General features: G+C 41.4%; 14 protein-coding genes. 9 read left to right on the top strand and 5 right to left on the bottom strand.

Annotation, left to right across the window (positions count from 1 at the left end):
- Positions 1-215 precede the first annotated feature (215 nt).
- From LC073_RS16110 to LC073_RS16100, 3 genes are all read right to left on the bottom strand, one after another.
- Entirely contained in the window at positions 216-1,034 is an 819-nt protein-coding gene (locus LC073_RS16110; protein WP_226648340.1) for an OTU domain-containing protein, read from the bottom strand.
- 130 nt (positions 1,035-1,164) lie between these two features.
- The gene (locus tag LC073_RS16105) at positions 1,165-1,515 is read right to left on the bottom strand and encodes a hypothetical protein (protein WP_226648339.1); all 351 of its coding nucleotides are present in this window, start codon (positions 1,513-1,515) and stop codon (positions 1,165-1,167) included.
- Between the two features lie 1,120 nt (positions 1,516-2,635).
- The gene (locus tag LC073_RS16100) at positions 2,636-3,424 is read right to left on the bottom strand and encodes a hypothetical protein (protein WP_226648338.1); all 789 of its coding nucleotides are present in this window, start codon (positions 3,422-3,424) and stop codon (positions 2,636-2,638) included.
- Between the two features lie 1,906 nt (positions 3,425-5,330).
- Between LC073_RS16100 and LC073_RS16095 the strand changes: the two genes are divergently transcribed.
- The 6 genes from LC073_RS16095 (at position 5,331) to LC073_RS16070 (ending at position 13,204) form a co-directional block, all read left to right on the top strand.
- Positions 5,331-6,602: a hypothetical protein gene (locus LC073_RS16095; RefSeq protein ID WP_226648337.1), complete on the top strand. Its 1,272-nt coding sequence runs from the start codon at positions 5,331-5,333 to the stop codon at positions 6,600-6,602.
- A gap of 36 nt (positions 6,603-6,638) precedes the next feature.
- Entirely contained in the window at positions 6,639-6,947 is a 309-nt protein-coding gene (locus LC073_RS16090; RefSeq protein WP_226648336.1) for a hypothetical protein, read from the top strand.
- Positions 6,948-6,960: 13 nt separating this feature from the next.
- The gene (locus LC073_RS16085; RefSeq protein ID WP_226648335.1) at positions 6,961-7,491 is read left to right on the top strand and encodes a SycD/LcrH family type III secretion system chaperone; all 531 of its coding nucleotides are present in this window, start codon (positions 6,961-6,963) and stop codon (positions 7,489-7,491) included.
- Positions 7,478-8,845, top strand: a complete 1,368-nt coding sequence (sctE, locus tag LC073_RS16080; RefSeq protein ID WP_226648334.1) for a type III secretion system translocon subunit SctE — start codon at positions 7,478-7,480, stop codon at positions 8,843-8,845. The genes LC073_RS16085 and sctE overlap by 14 nt, the downstream gene beginning before the upstream one ends.
- 720 nt (positions 8,846-9,565) lie before the next feature.
- Positions 9,566-10,678 carry a flavodoxin-dependent (E)-4-hydroxy-3-methylbut-2-enyl-diphosphate synthase gene (ispG, locus tag LC073_RS16075; RefSeq protein ID WP_226648333.1) on the top strand — a complete coding sequence of 371 codons (1,113 nt, stop codon included), beginning with the start codon at positions 9,566-9,568 and terminating at the stop codon, positions 10,676-10,678.
- A gap of 936 nt (positions 10,679-11,614) precedes the next feature.
- A complete protein-coding gene (locus LC073_RS16070; RefSeq protein WP_226648332.1) occupies positions 11,615-13,204 on the top strand; it encodes an alpha/beta hydrolase in 1,590 nt (529 codons plus the stop codon).
- Between the two features lie 156 nt (positions 13,205-13,360).
- Here the strand turns inward: LC073_RS16070 and LC073_RS16065 are convergent, their stop codons facing one another.
- Positions 13,361-13,693, bottom strand: a complete 333-nt coding sequence (locus tag LC073_RS16065; RefSeq protein WP_226648331.1) for a hypothetical protein — start codon at positions 13,691-13,693, stop codon at positions 13,361-13,363.
- 500 nt (positions 13,694-14,193) lie between these two features.
- Positions 14,194-14,568, bottom strand: coding sequence for a hypothetical protein (locus tag LC073_RS16060; RefSeq protein WP_226648330.1), 375 nt, complete (start codon positions 14,566-14,568; stop codon positions 14,194-14,196).
- Positions 14,569-16,648: 2,080 nt separating this feature from the next.
- Between LC073_RS16060 and LC073_RS16055 the strand changes: the two genes are divergently transcribed.
- The 3 genes from LC073_RS16055 to LC073_RS16045 all read left to right on the top strand — a co-directional run bounded on the left by LC073_RS16055 (position 16,649) and on the right by LC073_RS16045 (position 19,135).
- Positions 16,649-17,395 (top strand): hypothetical protein, encoded by a 747-nt coding sequence (locus tag LC073_RS16055; RefSeq protein WP_226648329.1) that lies wholly within the window; start codon positions 16,649-16,651, stop codon positions 17,393-17,395.
- A gap of 64 nt (positions 17,396-17,459) precedes the next feature.
- Entirely contained in the window at positions 17,460-18,362 is a 903-nt protein-coding gene (locus LC073_RS16050) for a helix-turn-helix transcriptional regulator (RefSeq protein ID WP_226648328.1), read from the top strand.
- The gene (locus LC073_RS16045; protein ID WP_226648327.1) at positions 18,353-19,135 is read left to right on the top strand and encodes a hypothetical protein; all 783 of its coding nucleotides are present in this window, start codon (positions 18,353-18,355) and stop codon (positions 19,133-19,135) included. The genes LC073_RS16050 and LC073_RS16045 overlap by 10 nt, the downstream gene beginning before the upstream one ends.
- Positions 19,136-19,163: the final 28 nt, after the last annotated feature.

Here is a 19,163-nt window from a genome sequence, read left to right as displayed (position 1 = left end):
GGGCACTGGTGTAGTCAGCAGGGTGCTTTTGAAATAAAGCTTACAAATGAACCCTGTGTATTGACTCGCTGCATATCCTCATTGGCAAAACCATTGCAGTTGTCCCCAGTCTTCCTTAAGCCCTTGATAAGCTTGACTATGGCGCTGTTAGGCATGGGGGTCATGGTTTTGTGGGTTAGCGCATGGCATCACGATATCGACACCCAATATCTGATCTAAATTAGTCTCATAAATTTGATGACATTTTTTACATCCTCGCGATCCTGATTCTTTATAACCCAGTCTCCTAGCCCAGTACGTAACTCCAAAGCGTTCTTTGTTGGTTGGTTTGTCGCTTTACATACGGCAGAAAATAAACAGTTTCCGTCTGCTTGCACATCAGCCAATTCTAAAGCGTTACCCTTAAAAAGTTCAGCAAGCTCTTTGGTGGTGGAAACATTATTATTTATCACTTGGAAGTGATCATCCTTCAGCAGTAGGTTAATCGCCTGTGAATCACCATTTTCATACTTTTTACCGAGCTGGTTAACATAAGCTTCCCCTCCTTCGGGGACCGAGACTACATTGATTGGGCGCTTTAGGTAGTGGGAGAGAAGTTCGGGAAAACTGTCACCACTACTTCCTGCCCAAGCGCCGTCCGTTTTGATATAGTCCGCTAGATTTTTAGTCCACGCTTTATCAGATAACGTTTTATTAGCAAACCACGCCTTGTCAGATAAGATAGGTGGCTGAACTTTTTCAGGTAGTCTTAAATCTTTTACTCTATTAAGGGATTCACTTTTACTGATTGACTCTGGTTGGCGGGCGGCGGAAGTTTTGTGACCATCTCCCAGTGCAATATGATTGAAAGCCTTGCAGGAGTACTTGATAGCCCAGAGGGCATCCGCTTTTACCTTTTCAAAACGAGTGGGCTTTATACTTGTTTCGCTCAGGTTAGTTTTGCTCAGGTTAGTTTTGCTCAGGTTCGGTCCTTGAACTTTCTTGATCGGCTTGACCGGTGGCATCTTAGGTAGTTTAAAATTGAATAGAGGCACGGTAAAAAACTCCAGAAAATTGATTGTTCGAAATAAAGGGTTGTTTCGTTAAGCTATCTTTAGTCCGTCCCATCAAAAATCTTTAGTTGAAAATCGTGGGCGAGAGTGTGAAGGTGCTTAATCAGCGTATTTATACTTTAGTCGCTGCTTCTTCCATCTCTTGTAAGCTAGCCCTGACAGCATTGATCTTTTGGTCGGCACTTGGGAAGCTATCCTCGCTCATGGTTTGGGTAAGGTTCTCCATGAGATTAATCAAGGCCTGTTTAAGGGATTCTATTTGTATGGTGGAACCTAGACTTGTGATAGCGTTTGGAGTACCTACAGGAATATCTTTTGCGCCATTGTCACTGGAAGCACGAGAGCATTCTTGTAGTCTATGTGTTTTTATGTTGGGCTGAGGCAGCTCCTTCGAAGTTTGCGTGCTGTGAACATTTTGGACTTCCCTAATAAAATTACAATTTTTGGTAGTAACTTTAGACATACTATAAATTCTTAACCTGGCTACATAAACTTGATTTTGATAAAAACTGGCTGTTAAAGATATGGCATCTTGACTTCAACAGGTTGCAACAAAAAAACACTTTCAAAATTCCAAATCGCAATTTGTAACTAAGGAGTTTCTGAATAATTCCGTGATGCCTCTGACCTGTAGAGGGATTCACATTCAAGACGCGGCTTCGCAGGAGTGTCTAAACCTTTGAAGAAGTCGCAACACAGAGTGTAAATCGCTCTGCGAACCTCGCAGGATGGGCCTTAAAGGCTGCATCTGTCGTGTTGCAACTCTTGTAAAGAGCTGGGGCCATTCGCAGCGAACTGTGCCTAACCTCTGCAGAGTTCAATGCCTGCAGAGGTATTACGGAAGTATCCAGAGGCTCCCTAATATTAATAAACATCCTTACACTCTTACTCAAAGGACCAGATTTGTATCTAAGAATAGCGAGTATAAAAGAGGATCGCTTTAGGTTTTCACTTGTTTTTATGGTTATTGGTCATTTTTGTTGTGGTTTAGTTTATCTGCAAGCCAATTTTATAAAATAAAAGCAAGGATTTTCATGTTTGTCAGGTTAAGGAACCGCTGAACTATTCGCATCAAACCTAGGGAAGCACTGAATAATTGTGGAAGTTTACCCCAAATAGAGTGGGCTCCTTAGTGCAACCTTGAAAATTTAGCCCTTTATTTTTATATGTTGGTCAATTCTTCCGGGCGTCAAATCACCCTTGTAATATCGACGCCATTGATAAATATCAAATAGCTTAGCTGGGGGCATTGTAGGCTCGCGTATATAAACAGAGTTCAAAGCCATCCCCATCAAGCCTCAACTATTACCCCGACTTGTACATTAATGAATCAGCGTAATGATCTGTGCCTGAGGCACCACAAGCCCCAAAGCGATTTCAGTGTTTTTTTGTCGGAAAATTTGAAAACCTATCGACAGGGAAATTCCTTTCATTGATGAAGAGCATGCCCAGAAACCATATTAACCGAAACTGGGCATGCAAATGCGAAAGGTATATCTTTAACAAGAAGATTTCAGGGCAAGGGGCGCCGGCCCATCTGTTCTTCTCGCTGGGTTATTTTAAACCCGATGGTAAATCGTCATTTAAAACGATAGTGAATCGTCATTTAAACCCGATGGTAAATTGTCATTTGAAATCGGTGGTAAATCATCCAAACTTAAAAGTGTATTCTCCGTTTTCCTTGGCCTAGGAGGCAAGGGCGGCATGTCAAAATCATTATTTCCCTCATTATTATTCTCGTTGGCTTCTTCAGTAGTCATATTTGGTGGTTTATCAGAAAAACTATCGACGTTCAAAATATCACCAAACGTATCATCAATTGGCGGCTTAGGAGGCAAGGGCAGCAAACCTAAATCATTCCCAGCGTTTCGCTGCTTACCAAACATATGGGGCTTTAGGGGGGGGATATTGCGATATGAAACTTTCTCAGGGACTTTGGGCGAAACGTGGCCATTAATGTTAAGAATCTCATCGAAATCAAGATCCTTATAAATTTGGATATTATTTGGATCATCATGATCAGGCACGGCTTCAGCAAATGGCTGCTCAAATAAATCGCAACTCTCTCTGGAGACGTTTCCGTCATTACCCTTCCTCGAAAACTCTGCTAGAAAACTGGGGCTACCTACGTTGTCACTCCCACTCCAAATCGTGCGATTACCTTCGCTATTAGTAGGCTTTACTTCATTCGGGCGTCGAAAAATGGACTTCACACTATTTGGCACTCCCAATTTTGAAAAAAGAATGGCTCTTAAACCGGTCCTTTTTTTTGATATTGTCTCTTCTGGATTTTTTTCTTGAACTTGCGATTTATTTTCACGTCTGGTAATAGATTTCGGCCCTTGACTGCTTGCCCCGCTTACCGATGTCATTATACGCTCTCCTATTGAACAGTTAACAAAATACTTGGCAGATTTATTGCTACGCTTTATATTTAAATATATAAGCTACTGCAAAGTTTCTAGTTTAAATTATAACTATTTTCAAAAAGAAGAATCTTTGAATTTTGGCTTTATCTTTTTAGAATATGATGGAATTGATTGCTTTGACCCTAACTGCGGTGAACTTCACTTTGCTAACAGAAAATACTTCAATAGTTTTTCAAGGGTTTTATGAGGCTAAATAGTCCAGATTTAATCACGATGGGGACGACACATTTATAAAAATAAAGCACTGAACATTGGCAGTCCATGGTATGAGTAAACATAACCTGTCATTTTTAAAGTATTTTCTTTTGACTGGTCTGCGTACCCTTATTGACTGGTCTGCGTACCCTTATTGACTGGGAGATGGCGAATAAAAACCCCACAGTCTCCAAGGAAGGGTAAATAGAATCTTTATTAAAAGTAGACTCAGAAATAGTAGTCGCTAAGGGTGTAGGGACTTCGTCGGCGCTAAATTCATCGTGTGTTGTATGAAGATATTTTGATTCGGTATTTATACGAGAATTATTCATAGGGCTACTTATCTCTAAAGGAACATCGTTCATCCTCTTAAGTAGATTTGATTTATAGTCATGTGTAATCCTTTTCATTGCGGGATTTTTATCGATAAATTCTATTTTCTCTTTATCGAGAGTAGACTTTTTTGTTTTATTGGGGTGATGCCGGTCCTCTCTTTTCTTAGTGGCGCCGGTAGTTGTATTGTTAGAACTTGAGCTTGTTATTTTTCATATACTAATAAGGCGGAAGGGAAGAATACCCCTCTGCCGGGACCGTATGAGGCATGGATGCCGATTACGAGCATACAGGGATGTATTCACAGCGTGTCCCGGGAGAGGGGTATTCTTTTCTTCCGTCCCGGTAGTAGGTGAAACGTAATCATTTGATAAGAAATAGATTTTAGAATATCGAGCTCTTGCACCTAAGTCTTAAAAATATAGACTTTTGTTTTTAGGAAAATGTATAAATAGCAGGAGATGTCAGAATATATTTGTGAAATCTCTAGGGGCACCTGAATGATTCAGTAATGCCTCTGGCCTTCAGGATTGTTCATAATCAAGGCGTGCCTTTATGACAATGTCAAGGCCTTTCAATAGATCGCAAAGCAGGATAGAAATGATTGTGTAAGTCCCGCAAGGTGGCCCTTACAGGTCAAATCTGCCGCTTTGTCTCCATCAGGTGGCTGTGGCTATTCGCGCCCGTCATCGGTAGTCTAGTAGATTTACAGGGATATTGTGAGATTGCCTTAGGTGTCCAGGTTGTTCGTCAATCTGCTATCTACTCTTCAATAGGCGGTAACAATCAATACCTTGAGGCTGGATGGTAGGGTATGCACCCTCTGAATTATTGCCCTGTTTAAAGAATGGTGAGCTTGGCAGACCCAAAAAATGACCAAAATCAAAAAAAAAAAGCCAAAAATCTAAAGCGGTAAGTTTTTAGCTCCGTACTATAGGTGCGGAGATAATTAAAATTGAAATTGTAGAGTCTCAGATTTGCAAAAACCATCCCATAAAGTTAACAGATGCTAAGGAGTCTCTAAACAATTCTGTAATACCTTTGCGAGTCTTGAAGGCTGCAGAGGTTAGGCGCAGCTCGCCGCGAATGGCCTTAGTCCCTTTCAAGTGGTGCAACGCAACAAATGTGGCTTTCAAGGCCCGCCTCTCGGGGCTTTCAGAGCGATTCACACTCTGTGTTGCGACGTCTCGAAAGGTCTAGACATTCCTGTGAAGTCACACCTTGATTGTGAGTCGCTCTATAACCACGGAATTATTCGGAGGCTCCTTAAGGTCACGCCCCTACTGAAAAGTGGGTGTATTAACCAAGGAAAGAAAATCATATGTCAGATAGTCTAGTAACTATATTGTCAAGCATCCCCAGCAGTGATTTACCGAACAAGCCTTTGATCAAAAACAACAGTAAATTGGCAGCGGATGTGGCTAAGTCTGATCAGTGGATGTTTGGGTCCTCTAACTTACGCCTAGATGCGAATGGAGAGGTTAGGCTTGCCACATCAGCAGAGGTTCTCAATGAGACGAGAAACTCTCCGTCGGCAATGGTCCAGGTGCTCTCAACCGGTGCGGACTTGTTGCGCTTTGATGCGAATGGCTACTACCAGGAAGATGTTGATGCTATTGCAGCACTACATGCCCAATCGAATAAAACTCCCGAAGAAATTTCGAATGATGTTCAGCAAGCTACGGTCGCTTTGCGCGATAAGATGAGGGAAGATATTAAAAAGGGTGTATTTTCGGTTAATGAATCCGGTCAGGCATTCCACAATGGAGTAGAGATACCACCAGAAAGTGTGGGCTTTGAGCTCAATGCACTACTCATTGAGTCACTCACTGACAAAGTATCTGAGCTTTCTAAGCTAAAAAGCCAGATTGCATCTGTCGATGGGTGGCTTCAGGAGGCACTTGCTGAAAATGGTGAGGATGAAATCATGGCCACCTTCGAGATGAACACCAGAGTACTTGTTGAAGAAAATCGTACATGGTCGACTGGAACGAGTGTCCCGGGGAGCGGAGGATGGAAGGATTCAACAGAAAAAATGAATCATGAGTCAATGTGTAAATACAAACATGTGGAGCACAAATCAGATTTTGATAAGTTTGCTCTCGACAACTTTCCTGAGATGTTCCCTAACCAAAACATCGATAGAACAGGTGAAGCTCTGATGGATACATTGAGGGAAGCTTATGAGGACTTGATGTCTGATTCAGGTTTAAATCTGCCTGCCTGGTGGACAGAAGGCGAGGACGCAGAATTTTTTGAAAGTGATTGGATAAGAGGCCCTGATTTGAAGGATGAGTCAAAATATGCCAACAAAAATCTTGAATGGGAGACAAGGGATGACGGGGCTGCTGGTGGATATAAGTATCGAGGCAAGGACCAGAAGGAAGTATTTGACAAGCGAATGTTAAACGCAACTTCATTTACGGCGGCTAAAGAAAATATTAATTCACGTGTGTCGACGCTGTCAACTTTGACCGAACAGCTCGGGACCAATTTGACGGTTGATAATACCAGGTTCAACAATCTGATAGAGGCAATGAATAACTACAATAAATCTGTACTGGATTCATTGAAGAGGTTTTCTGTAATTTAACGCTCGTGAAAAATGAGCTTCCTAGGGTGAAAGAAAGTGTCTTTTAAAAGCGAATCCAAGAGTGAAGTGCAATTTGATGCGGAGGTGGGGCTACAGCGCTGCCAACACGTATTAAATGAAGTAAAAAGCGCGCTAAATTATAGTGACCTCCTGGAGGCAGGATTAACACGTTCGCTGGGCTGCTCCCGCCATCAATGGGTTCAGAGAATACGGGATACTTATGGCGATCCAGGTCTTGACGAGAAGTTTGCAGCAAGAAAGTTGGTGGAGGAGTATATTGATAAGGAGGGGGCTGGATCAGTCGTTTCAAAGACGAGAATCTTTGTTGTAGCCAATCCAATATAAGTAGGACAGGAAGATGTTACGAAAAAGTGAGGTCCCATCCTTGTTGGACGAAATATCCGCGAAAGATTGGAATAATTTTTTAGAGCAGGGTGGAACTCTGGCAGATTTGCTTGATATGACGCCTGAAGAGCTTAAAACCATATATGCCCTGGCTTATCAAAAATATCAAAACTGTAACTACCAAGAAGCTCTGCCTCTCTTCCAACTTTTATGTCAATGCAACCATATGGAGTCTAAGTATTTGCTAGGGCTTGGAGCCACCAGGCAGGCTTTATCTCAGTTTGAATTGGCTGCTGAAGCATATAGTCTGGCTGCAATCGTAGATCCATTCGATCCAAGACCGTCATTCCATGCGGCTGAATGTCATTTGGCATTAGAGAATTGGATGCAGGCAGGTAGTGGTTTTGAAATGACAATGTTGAGGTGTGAGGGCAAGCCTGAATTTGAAACCCTGAATCAAAAAGCTATGAGCGAATTTTCTTCTGTGAAGGAGAAGTTAGGGATAGCAGACAGCACTGAGGAAAAAAATAATGATGGTAAATAGCATTAATCAACAAATTATCACGAAAGGCAATCAGAGTACAAACGTCCAGGATTTGTCGCAACAGAGCTTAGAGATTGCTCAGCGTGAAAAATTAAAGATAGAAATGGGCAGTTTAGCACCTGTTGCAAAAAGTGCTATAGCAGGCAATACCCAGCATGTTGAACTGGATATGCCAGAAACAGACGAGAATAAGGGCAGTTTTTATTCAACATTAACAGATGCTTTATCGAGATTGGCCGGTTTGATGGGAGATATGGCGGATACCGTCCAGTTCGAACTCCAGTTTAAAAGGCAGGAAATTAAGAGAGTTCTTGAAGAGAAACTGAGGGATATTCAAAAAAATGTCGAGCTCGAACAGGAACGAAAGAACAATATAGAAGAGCTGGAAAAGCAAAAGAAAGTACAAAAGATCTTTGGCGCTGTGTGTAATTTTTTCATGGGTGCTGCAGAAGTGGTTGCTGGTGCAAGTATGGTTGTGGGAGGCGTTTTCAGCTTAAACCCTGCCCTGATAGCAGGAGGTGTTTGTATCGCTGCAGCGGGAGCAGTGGAAGTCGCTGAGGGTGCGGTAAGGCTAGCCAATGGTAGCGAAGAGGCGATCTCACGCCTGACAAGAGCTAATAACGGCCTACTGGTTGTAGGCGTTGCTCTTGTATCATTCGGTGCAGCTGCACCGGCTGCCGGTGCTATGGTTGGTGCCAAAAAGGGTGCAAAAAAGGGTGTTGAGGAAGGTGTTGAGTCAGCAGTTAAAAAAGGAATGAAAGAGGGCGCCGAAAAAGGAGTAAAAGAGGGCCTTGAAAAAGGAGTGAAACAGGGTCTTGAAAACGGAGTGGAAGAGGGCGCTGAAAAAGGAATGGAAGAGGGCGCTATAAAAGGAGTGAAAAAGGGCATTGAAAAAGGAGGGGAGAATGGCGCTGAAAAAGGAGCCAAGGAAACCACCGAAATAACAAGCAAAGAGAGCATTGAAAAAAGTGCAAAAGAATCTGTGCAGGAAGCTACGAAGGAAGCCAGTAAAGCAACGGCTAACAAATATGTGGATAGAGGAATAAGAGTAGCTGCTACCTCAGCCACTATTTCTTCTGCTGCAAATGGAGCGAAAGCGATTCATACCGCCATAAAGCAGAAAGAACATGATTATCGGGAAGCAGAGCTGGAAAATGACATTAAAGCTTTACAAGCTCGCCTAGAAAGTATTGAAGCCAAACAGGAATTTATCAATAAGCTTATCCAGCTATTGCAAGAGCAGTGGACACGGGCAATTATTAGTCCAGTTCAGGATGCAGTGAAAGTTTTGAATAATGCAATTCAAGATCGCGCTGGTGTAAATGTACGGATTGCTGTAAGTCATAGTATTTGATAAATTTCAAATGTAGTGGTTCAAACTTGACCTGACAGATACCAGTTTTTCAGAAGGTGCTCTGTCAGGTCAAATTCAGCTTACGAGCTTCTCCTTCCAGATACTTTTACCCTCTTCAAGGGTTGTCATCGGTGTGTGACCTCAACACTTTTTACCCTGAATGGGTATGGGTGCCGGGCACACTTGTCTTGTGTATAGCAAGGCGTAATTCGAGCTTCTAGTCTCTGCTATGGGGCGAGGGAATCCACCCGGGAATGAAACTTTTCTAGGCGATCTATATCTCGCTTTAGATTATATTCTACTTCGGCAAAGTGGGCTTGGTGCATGATGTATCGTAGTCTTGACGTATGGTGGAATACAACCAAATTGGCTAGGGATTAATCAGAGGTTCCCTAATAGCATATAAGATAATTTTGACAGAAAAGGAGCCTGTGATTCTGGGAGTAGCTTGATGGCTATTAAGGTTTCTATTTCGTTGTTGTAGTGTTGCATGAAGACATGCTTTTATACTGCAGCAGTAAAATTCAAGCCTTATTCTAAAAATAAATGCCTAAAATATAAAGTTAATTTTTCTGAACTCGGATAGGGTAATAGTTGAGTATTTATATCTACATAAAGTAATGATGTTTAGTAATTTCGCAGTGCTAAAGTATTCTGGTACCTACACTGGTTAATTACTAGCATATAATCTATATATTTTTTGTCATACAGGCTAGAAAGATGAAGTTTGAATCACCTATTGTTCCACGTGTATCACGCCAAATTATGGTGGGGAATGTACCTGTTGGTGGCGGCGCACCGATTTCTGTGCAAAGTATGACAAATACAGAAACTTGTGATGTGGAAGCTACGACCGCTCAAGTTCTTCGATTACAGCAAGCCGGAGCGGATATCGTAAGAATATCTGTGCCAAGTCTTGAAGCTGCTGAAGCTTTCGGTGAAATCAGGAAGCAAGTAGACATCCCCCTGGTGGCAGATATTCATTTTGACTACCGAATTGCATTGCGTGTAGCAGATTTAGGGGTCGATTGCCTACGCATTAATCCAGGTAATATTGGGCGAGAGAAACGTATCCGAGAGGTCGTTGATAAGGCAAGTGCCCTAAATATTCCGATTCGCATCGGCGTTAATGCGGGATCATTGGAAAAAGATCTTCAGAAAAAGTATGGGGAGCCAACACCGGATGCAATGGTAGAATCAGCCCTTCGTCATGTCGAAATCCTGGATCGGCTAAATTTTCAGAATTTTAAGGTGAGTGTCAAGGCATCTGATATTTTTATGGCCACTGCAGCCTATAGAAAACTGGCCCAAATGATTGATCAACCTCTTCATCTTGGTATTACAGAAGCAGGCGGCTTGCGTTCGGGCACGGTTAAGTCAGCGATTGGGTTAGGAGCGCTTTTATTAGATGGGATAGGTGATACCTTACGAGTGTCGTTGGCGGCAGATCCTGTTGAAGAAGTAAAAGTTGGATGGGATTTGTTGAAAAGCCTGAGGTTGCGCTCTAAAGGTATCAATTTTATTGCATGCCCAAGCTGTTCACGCCAAAATTTTGATGTTGTTAAAACTATGAATGAGCTTGAAGCTCGATTGGAGGATATTACGACACCCTTGGATGTTGCGGTAATTGGCTGTATTGTCAATGGGCCCGGCGAGGCTAGGGAGGCAGATATCGGTTTGGCTGGCGGAACGCCGAGCCATGCAGTTTATATTGATGGACAGCCAAGCAGAAAATTCAAGAATGAGAATCTTGTTGACGATTTAGAAAAATTAATTCGCGATAAAGCTAAAATGAAGGCGGAAATGGAGGAGAGTATTATCGTAAAATCCTAAATACCCAGGGAGTCTCTGATAATTTCATGTTATCCAAGCGGAACACTAAGCCTGTTGGTGTGAGGTGCAGCTCACCGTGAATGTGCTTAGCCCATGCAAGACTAAAACCCCGTATCTGTGGCCTTCAAGGCCTACCCTATGGGCTAGTCAAGTGGTAACACTTCACATTGAAGCCACTTGCCATATTGCCCCTTAAGTGGAGAAAATAATGGCTTGGATTTATTTTCCAATATAGGAGTCAAAGCTGCAAAAATATTTTATAGAAACTCTTTTCGATAATACAAAAGCATAGGTCATTTAGGGTCCATGCAGCCTTCAAAGCTCGCCCTTCGGGGCTTTAAGAGCGATTCACACTCCGTGTTGCGACTTCTTGAAAGCTCTAGACATTCCTGCGAAGCTGCACCTTGATTGTGAACCGCTCTGAATGCCAGAGGCAACACGGAAATATTCAGAGGCTCCTTAGGTCTTCGGTATCTCCTTTCTCATGTTTGAGTTGCTATTTGGTGACATCTTTGCTTGATATTAACAGCGCATAATAGAATGATGTTCATTCACAACCCTGATGCATAAGGATTTGGCCAATTTTTGGCCGGAAGTGCCGGTTAAATATTAATCTAATTGATGCCTATCATATTAACGAGGCAAGTGCTAGAATTTAGGGCCAAATGGGTTCGGCTTTAGTAGGTTGCCACCCGAATAAATGCTCCATATTTATGTGGTTATTACTTCTCACCTGCACGCCAGCTTCTATACGGCTAGCCAATGTGATGGAGGATAAAATTGCATATCCCTTTAGCTTAATAAACTTCAAAAGTCATTTATGCCGGGGGTTTTGCTTGCTGTGTTCGGAGTGGTAGTGAACTTATTTACGTTGATCTTGAAACTTCATTCATTTGGTTAAGAACACTATTGAATTAATAAGAAAGTACTTAGGCTATGGGTATAAAAATCCAACTGCTTGGAGAGTTGGCTGTTTATCGTGATGGAGATCGGGTTAGTCTTCCCCGATCTAAGAGGACACGAGCGCTTCTCGCGTTCTTGGCATTGGCCGCACGACCGCATCGTCGTGATCGATTATGTGAAATCTTCTGGGAGTTACCAGATGATCCAAGAGCATCTTTAAGGTGGTCGTTAAGTAAAATACGCCCTTTTGTTAATACACCCGACAAAAACCGCCTGATTGCAGATCGCGAGAGGGTGAGCCTAAAGACAGATGATATTCAAATTGATATTAAGTCTATTGCATCTAAGCTTGAATCCCCTGATTTATCTGCAGACGACCTCACGGCTATCAATTCTGAGCTGAAGGAACCATTTCTTGAGGGGATAGATCTGCCTGAACAAGAGTTATTCCAGCAATGGCTGCTTGCCGAGCGAGAGGAGGTAGGGCTTTTGCGTGGCAAAATACTATCCCGCCTATCAACTCATCCAGACATCTCACCTCCCGAGCAACTAAGGTGGGCACGGTACTGGGAGACCCTCGAACCCTATAACCCCCAGGCAGCCACTCAGCTTTTGAAAAAGATAGATAGGCTCGGGCTTACACGGGAAATGGCCAGCATAAGACCCAAAATGGCGGAAAGGTTTAGAAAGGCCGGAATGGCTTGGTCACCTTATAAGCCAGCTGAGGTAGAGGCCGACCCAGTTCAGACCAGTGCACATCTCCTTGAACGCAAACTTCTTACAGAGCAGAAAATTGAATTCTGCACTGCCTCGGATGGCGCTCGCATTGCGTATGCAACAATTGGTGAAGGCCCCCCTATTGTTAAGGCCGCTAATTGGCTGAGTCATTTGGAGTATGACTGGGATTCTCCAATTTGGAGCCCTTTGTTTCGAGAGCTGTCTTTAGATCACCGGTTTATACGTTACGATGAACGGGGCAATGGTCTTTCAGATTGGGATGTTGAGAATATTACTTTTGAATCATTCGTATCAGACCTTGAAATTGTTGTTGATTCCTGTGGCGTTGATAATTTTACACTGCTTGGTATTTCTCAAGGGGCCGCCGTATCTATCGAATATGCAGTCCGGCATCCCGAAAAGGTAAAGCAACTTATCTTGTTTGGAGGATACGCTGCCGGTTGGCGGATTGGAGCTACAGAGTCCGTTATAAAAGAAAGAGAAGCGATAATGACTCTTACAAAGGTTGGTTGGGGGCAAGATAATCCTGCGTACAGGCAGATCTTCTCCTCAACATTTATGCCAAGTGCTAATGCCAACGAGTTGGCCTGGTTCAACGAGTTTCAACGCCTTACAACCTCTCCGGAAAATGCAGTTCGCTTTCTTTCGGTGTTTGGAGGCATTAACGTGATCCAACAACTAAAGAAAGTCAGCGTTCCCACATTAGTTATTCATTCTCTAAGAGATCAGCGGATTCCGGTAAAAACTGCATGCGATATTGCATCAAGTATTCCAAAAGCTAGATTTGTTGGCCTAGAGAGCGATGGGCATTTATTACTAGGGCGCGAGCCGGCATCAAAAGTATTTGTTGAGGAGGTACGTAAATTTATCTCTAATACTAGATAAGTGACTTCTTTCCCATGGTTCTGGGACCAGAGATATTACTGGCCCCAGAAGCCTCTGGTGTGGCCAGGATTGTATTTGGAAACAAGATAAGACTATCCTCTATTTTGACTGGTTTCAGATTATGGAAGGATATCACCAGAGAATTAGTGCAACCAATTATAAAAGGTATATTGCTAATTCATGAGAAGGAAGATAGCGAATGGCGGCCTTCGGATACGCTCTAATGATATTTAGCGCTGCTGCGCTTCCTGAAGCTTCATCGGGATATTTTTCAGGCTTCTTTATATTTGTCACTTTTCGACCTGATATATAACGTACAATAACAATGTAATGGCCACCCCATTTTCCCCACAATACTTCACTTGGGTATTTTACTGGGGGAAGTTCAGGTGGAGTTTCTCTATTTTCCTTGAAGGATGCATCTGCCTCGTTTTCCCAAATTAATTCAGCAAGGCGGTTTAATTGTTGGTTATAATCTTTGGTCGACATTCTTCTACTTAAAAAACAAATGATCCAATTTACAAGAGGACTTATGAAGTTCCTATTCTTAAGCTCAGTAGCTATAACTATTGTATCCTATCTGGTAAATTTGATCTGCCTTTTAGTGATTAAAAGGCCAATATTAAAAATAAAGTTCATTTTTTAACAATGGAATTAAATGCCTTCAATGCATATGGTGCAACGATTAAAGATTGTAGTTAAATTTGTGTATCAATAAAGATAGTGCCGACAGCTCTTGATAAAGTTCTATCGCATGCATCTGGGTGAGTTGGACTAATAAAAGTGCATCAACCGGGCTGATTGTAATGTTCTTTCTCCGGTTAAAATAGAAGGAGGGATTCATTTAGAGTTTTGGTTATAAAAATGCCGACGTGAAAGTAGCAGATGGTTCATATCGGCGAGGCGAACTACTTATTGAGAATAGGTAGACACCGTAAAATGAAGTAGTTTATCTATCGTTCAATGTCTTCATGTTAAAGCAAGAGGTATTAACCACTACCGGAACCATTGCCACAGATTCTTTGTTCGGCCGTTTGAATCATCATACATATTTGGTCAATTTTATCCTTTGCACTTGCAGGGTTGCTTTCTGCAATTATTGTGCTTAGATGTTGCAAAAGGTGAATTAAGGTGTGCTTGGGGTTATCAAGGTTGATGCAGGAATCTACACTAACAATAGATTTCGGATGGGAAAAAATACTTGTTTTCAAGGTATTATCTAGTCCTGGAGACGCAGAATTACGTACTTGGGAAAACTTGCTCGTGGCCGTTTGGGGGCTCTTGTCCGAGTTTGATGCTTCCTTAATTCCAGGGCCTTTTACGCCAATTTTAGTAACATTATTTAACATTGTAATTTTAGGCATAGTAAATTTAGCTCTTAATATCTTTATTCGGCGGTATTACGGGGCGTCAGTTTCTAACCGGTAAACTGACCTCGCTGGGCAATGTATCATTTCTAAGAAGGTGTTAACCCCAAATATCACATTGTTAAACGCCTAGCCCCTCAAACCTAAATTCGCCGACACTAAAGAACTAATCAGCTGTTCAACAGGTGCAAAGCGTTTCATTGAGTCAGTTACTAGTTTTATATAAGACTAGCTGATATAGAAGCGCCGGGCTTTAGATTTTTAAACTATTTTATAATTTTTAGTCATTTTTACCTTTTGCGCAAGTGTGTAGTTTTTATTTTCTCACATATAAAAATCACAGCAATATAATGCAGTTATTGCTGTGATGAGTATCTTTTAAATTAACAGCATCTCACAATAAAAACAAACAATCAAAAAAACATCGCTAGGATTTCCTTTTGAGAGAATTCGAAGCAAACAACCTATAATTTGAAATTTAAACGTGAAACCCTATACAGCTACCGCAGATTCTTCGCGGTATGATCGTTTCATTAAAACTACCTCGAAAAACTCAGAGATATCCAGGTCAACTTTTCAGGGGGGTGGGTATAACGTATCGTTTTAGAGAAGAGCTTAAATGTTATCCTAAGCACTAAGAGGTCTTTGAATAATTCCGTAATACGTCTGCGAGCCTGCAACGCAGCAGATGTAGCCTTCAAAGCCCGCCCTACGGGGGTTTTAGAGCGGTTCACACTCTGTATTGCGACTTCTTGAAAGGTCTAGGCATTCCTGCGAAGCCTCGCCTTAATTGTGAACCGCTCTGAAGGCGAGAGGAATCAAGGAATTATTCAGAAGCTCATTAGGTTTTAGCGGTTACCTTAAGTCGTGGATTCGTTATTAATGTAGTCGAGCCCATTACCATCATTCGCGGTTATAAATTTCTTCTGCAAAGGACGCTGACAGGCTTCTATATTGCTTCTGAAGGAAACAGGCAACCACTTCTATCAATCATTTGACAATACTAGTACGCTGGATATTACCTCGATACTGTAGCCTTGCCTATGCTGCTGTATATAGATAGACGTACCATATGTCAACCTATTTACGCATAACGGTTCAGGTTTGTCAAGACTGGCCAGCTTCTCTATTTGATCAACTAGCTACCATATAAGGTAAGTTCTATGCCGGCATTACATAGTTTCAAATGTAACTTAATCTAAGGATCACTGAATAATTCCATAATACCTCTGCGGGCTTTGAAGGCTGTAGATGTAGCCTTCAAAGCCCACCCTACGGGGATTTTAGAGCGGTTCACACTCTGTGTTGCGACTTCTTGAAAGGTCTAGACATTCCTGCGAAACCGCACCTTGATAGTGAACCGCTAGCCAGAGGCATTACTGAGTCATTCAGGGGCTCCCTAGAGTTGCTCGGAGGATAGAACAGAGTGGACTCAATCGATAGGCTCATAGTGTTATCAATATCGAAAGAAGCTTCTACTGAAAATTACAACGGTAATTCAAACGGTGGTTCAAACGGCGGCCTGCTCTACTAACACTAGTCTGGGTTGAATGATCTAAAACTGAATCATAGCAAAAGGATCAACTGCAGAATTTTATTCTGCCGTTATTCGGGTTTTTAGACAATGAAGTGGTATAAGCAGTGCTTGATGTATCTTGCTCCAACTAAGAATAAGTATAAATTGAATCTTGGATGAGCTTCAAATTGTAGATATCACATGGTCTTCGATAATCTAACCTAGCTGATACTTATAAAGCAGGTATAGGTGTCTTCAAGCCAAGTTCACATAATTGAATCATCGTGCTAAAAAAAAAGACTAGAATCTAAAAAACTGACAAGAAATCTAAAGCGTCATTCTTGCAGCTACGTAATATAGATAAACCATAGGTTTGTTGGTAGGCAAGCTGTACTGCTCGAGAGGTAAGTGGGCCGTTTGTAGGTTCAATTTTGAGTGTGTTGAGAAACTGAATAGGGAAAAATATGTTTGAGCGGCCGCGTATCGGAAAATCTCTGAGAACATTGCAGGTAAATACTCACAATAAATCTAAATTCATTCCGCAATTTTAATGGTTAAACTATGAATCCGATAGATGGAAGCTTTGTAGTAGGTACAGATGGTGTATCTCGTAAAGAAATGCCGGACTTAAAAGAAAAAAAAGGCACTTTAGCTAGAGAGGCTAGAGCGCCTATAACGAATGTTGAAGATGTCAATAACAACTATAAGGCACTAAGTAGTGAATCAGATGATATGGTTCAGAGTTTTCTAAGTGCTTTTGCTCACAACAATCATATCTATGGTCTGGTGAATACCCTAAACAACCACCTAAAGTCAATCTTTAGGGAGGTGAGAGAAACTGAGTCCTCAATTCGCATCAAGAAATATATTGATCAATTTGATACTGCATTAGAAAAAAGAGATGAAATTATTGAAGCGGCAAAAGAAATTAAAGATAAGAGGTTTGAAGCTGCAGATATAAAAATGCGAATGGCAATAACGAGCGGAGTTATGGGTGTATTGAGCTTGGGCGATAGCTCAGGAGGGGGTGGTAGTGGTGCTGGTGGACATCTTGCATCAGCTGTACAAAAACAATTTGAAGCAAAAATTGATAGGCTTAATGCTGAAGCGGAGGAGCTTCAAGCAATATTGCAAGCAATGCAGGCAGAGCTAGATGCAGAAATGAATCTTGAAAGACAGGATGGCGATTTGGCTAATTCTCATATTAGTACAATTGACAGTCTAATAGGTACAATCACATCAATGATCAATGATATACATTCCCATCAAAGTTCAACGATAAATGCTTTATCGAAATCAATAGTCTAGATACTTAATATTTGACGACAAAATGTGGGCATAAAAAAAGATTCAAAATAGAGCAGTCAAAAATATGAATATTCCCTCCTGTAAGGGACAAGATAGATTCAGCAATAGAGATGTGGTTGTTGAGTGCCAGCATTGTGGTGATCTTTTTGAGTTAAAGACATACTCAATTCCACGTGGCAAATCTGTCGTGCTCACATTTTCACCTTTTGTAAATCTGGTTATGATGGTTACGGGCTCTGCAAGTATTAAATATGATCAATCGAGCTTTGAGTTAACAATGGGGCAGGTTTGGCTTGCAGGCTTTGATGAAGAATTTGAGCTAACCAATGATCTCAAAGAACAAGATGTAGTTGTAATATGTGTTGGTATTCGTGCAGCAATGCTGACTAGGTTCTACGAAAGATATGATAACGCTTTGCTTAATAAAAAGCAGGCACTTAAAATGGTTAAATCTGTTCTACCGAAAGGTAAAGCCCCTATTATATTTCCTAGTTGTGATTTGACACGGTTGACGCTGGATTCATTTAGGTTGTTTAGTCGATTAGATGATCATGGGTTAAATGCTCTCAAATTAGAAGAGTTGTTATTGTTGAAATTAAAAAGTGATCATGGACAAATACTGGCCGACGAGTTGCTTAATCGGGTAAATCCAGCGCAGGAAAAATTTAGACGGTTCATGGAAGCTAACATCACAAAAAACTGGTCCATAGCTACTTATGCTAAAAATATAGGTATGAGCTTAACATCCTTTAAAAATATGTTTGGCCAGGTATTTAGAGAATCATCCCCAAAATCATGGGTTAATGAAAGACGACTCAGGCATGCTGATATTCAATTACGTACGACAAGTAAACGGTTAGTAGATATTGCCATTGAAAGTGGGTTTTCCAGTCAGTCATATTTTACGCAATTATATAAGTCTAAGTATGGCGTATCACCTTCAGAGGCTAGGCAGAAGTGTATTTAAGAAGTTTTTTTGTTTTTCTACTTAGTATCTCCGTGCTGTGTGGTTGCGCAAGCAAACCGGTTAATGAACAAGACCTTTTTCAAACTTTAAGTATAGGTGTGCAAGTCAACAATGCCGTGACACAAAAGGCTACAGAAATTCTATTTCCAAGTGACCCATTTTTGCGAGACGAAGTACCTTTTTCTATCGAATTCCTGCCTGTTCGAGAGCTCAAAAAAGAATTGATGTTGGGTAATTACGATATAGTGATTAGTGCTTCAAACACCATTGAGTACGACTCGCAAGTCACCAACTGGAAATCATTTCCAATAGAAGAGTTATCTCTTCATTACCTGGCACTAACTGAGCGGAAAAATCTCATAAATACATATGATAAGCATGTTTTTTTCTCTAAAGTAAAATCGGTTGGATATATACCGCCAGGGATCCAGCTGGGTATCAATTCAAATTTGTTAAGCTCTCATGCTTATTCAGATTCATTTATTGATTGCAGGTCAGTTAATCAATGTCTTGACATGCTGAGTAGTAGGAAAATTGATGCGCTATGTATCTCTGGTATACATATCGATGATTCCATAAGTCATGTTCTGACGACCTATAGCTTGGATGTATCTGAAGTGCAATTTTTTGAGCTGGGGGAATTTTCTATTGGCCTAAATTCACGAAGCCTTACTTTGAAAGAGAGGGGGGTTCTAGAGAGAGCATTGAAGAAGCTATTTAATGATAGAATTTCCACTAGTCTAATCAATGCAGATAATAATACTAATGCCTAACTATTGCCTGCTTGTTTGATAAATAAGG

This window comes from Microbulbifer variabilis, from assembly GCF_020524905.1.
In the GTDB taxonomy this organism is placed as follows: domain Bacteria; phylum Pseudomonadota; class Gammaproteobacteria; order Pseudomonadales; family Cellvibrionaceae; genus Microbulbifer; species Microbulbifer variabilis_A.
Note: the sequence above shows the minus strand (reverse complement) of the source record. Positions and strands in the feature narration are given on the sequence as shown.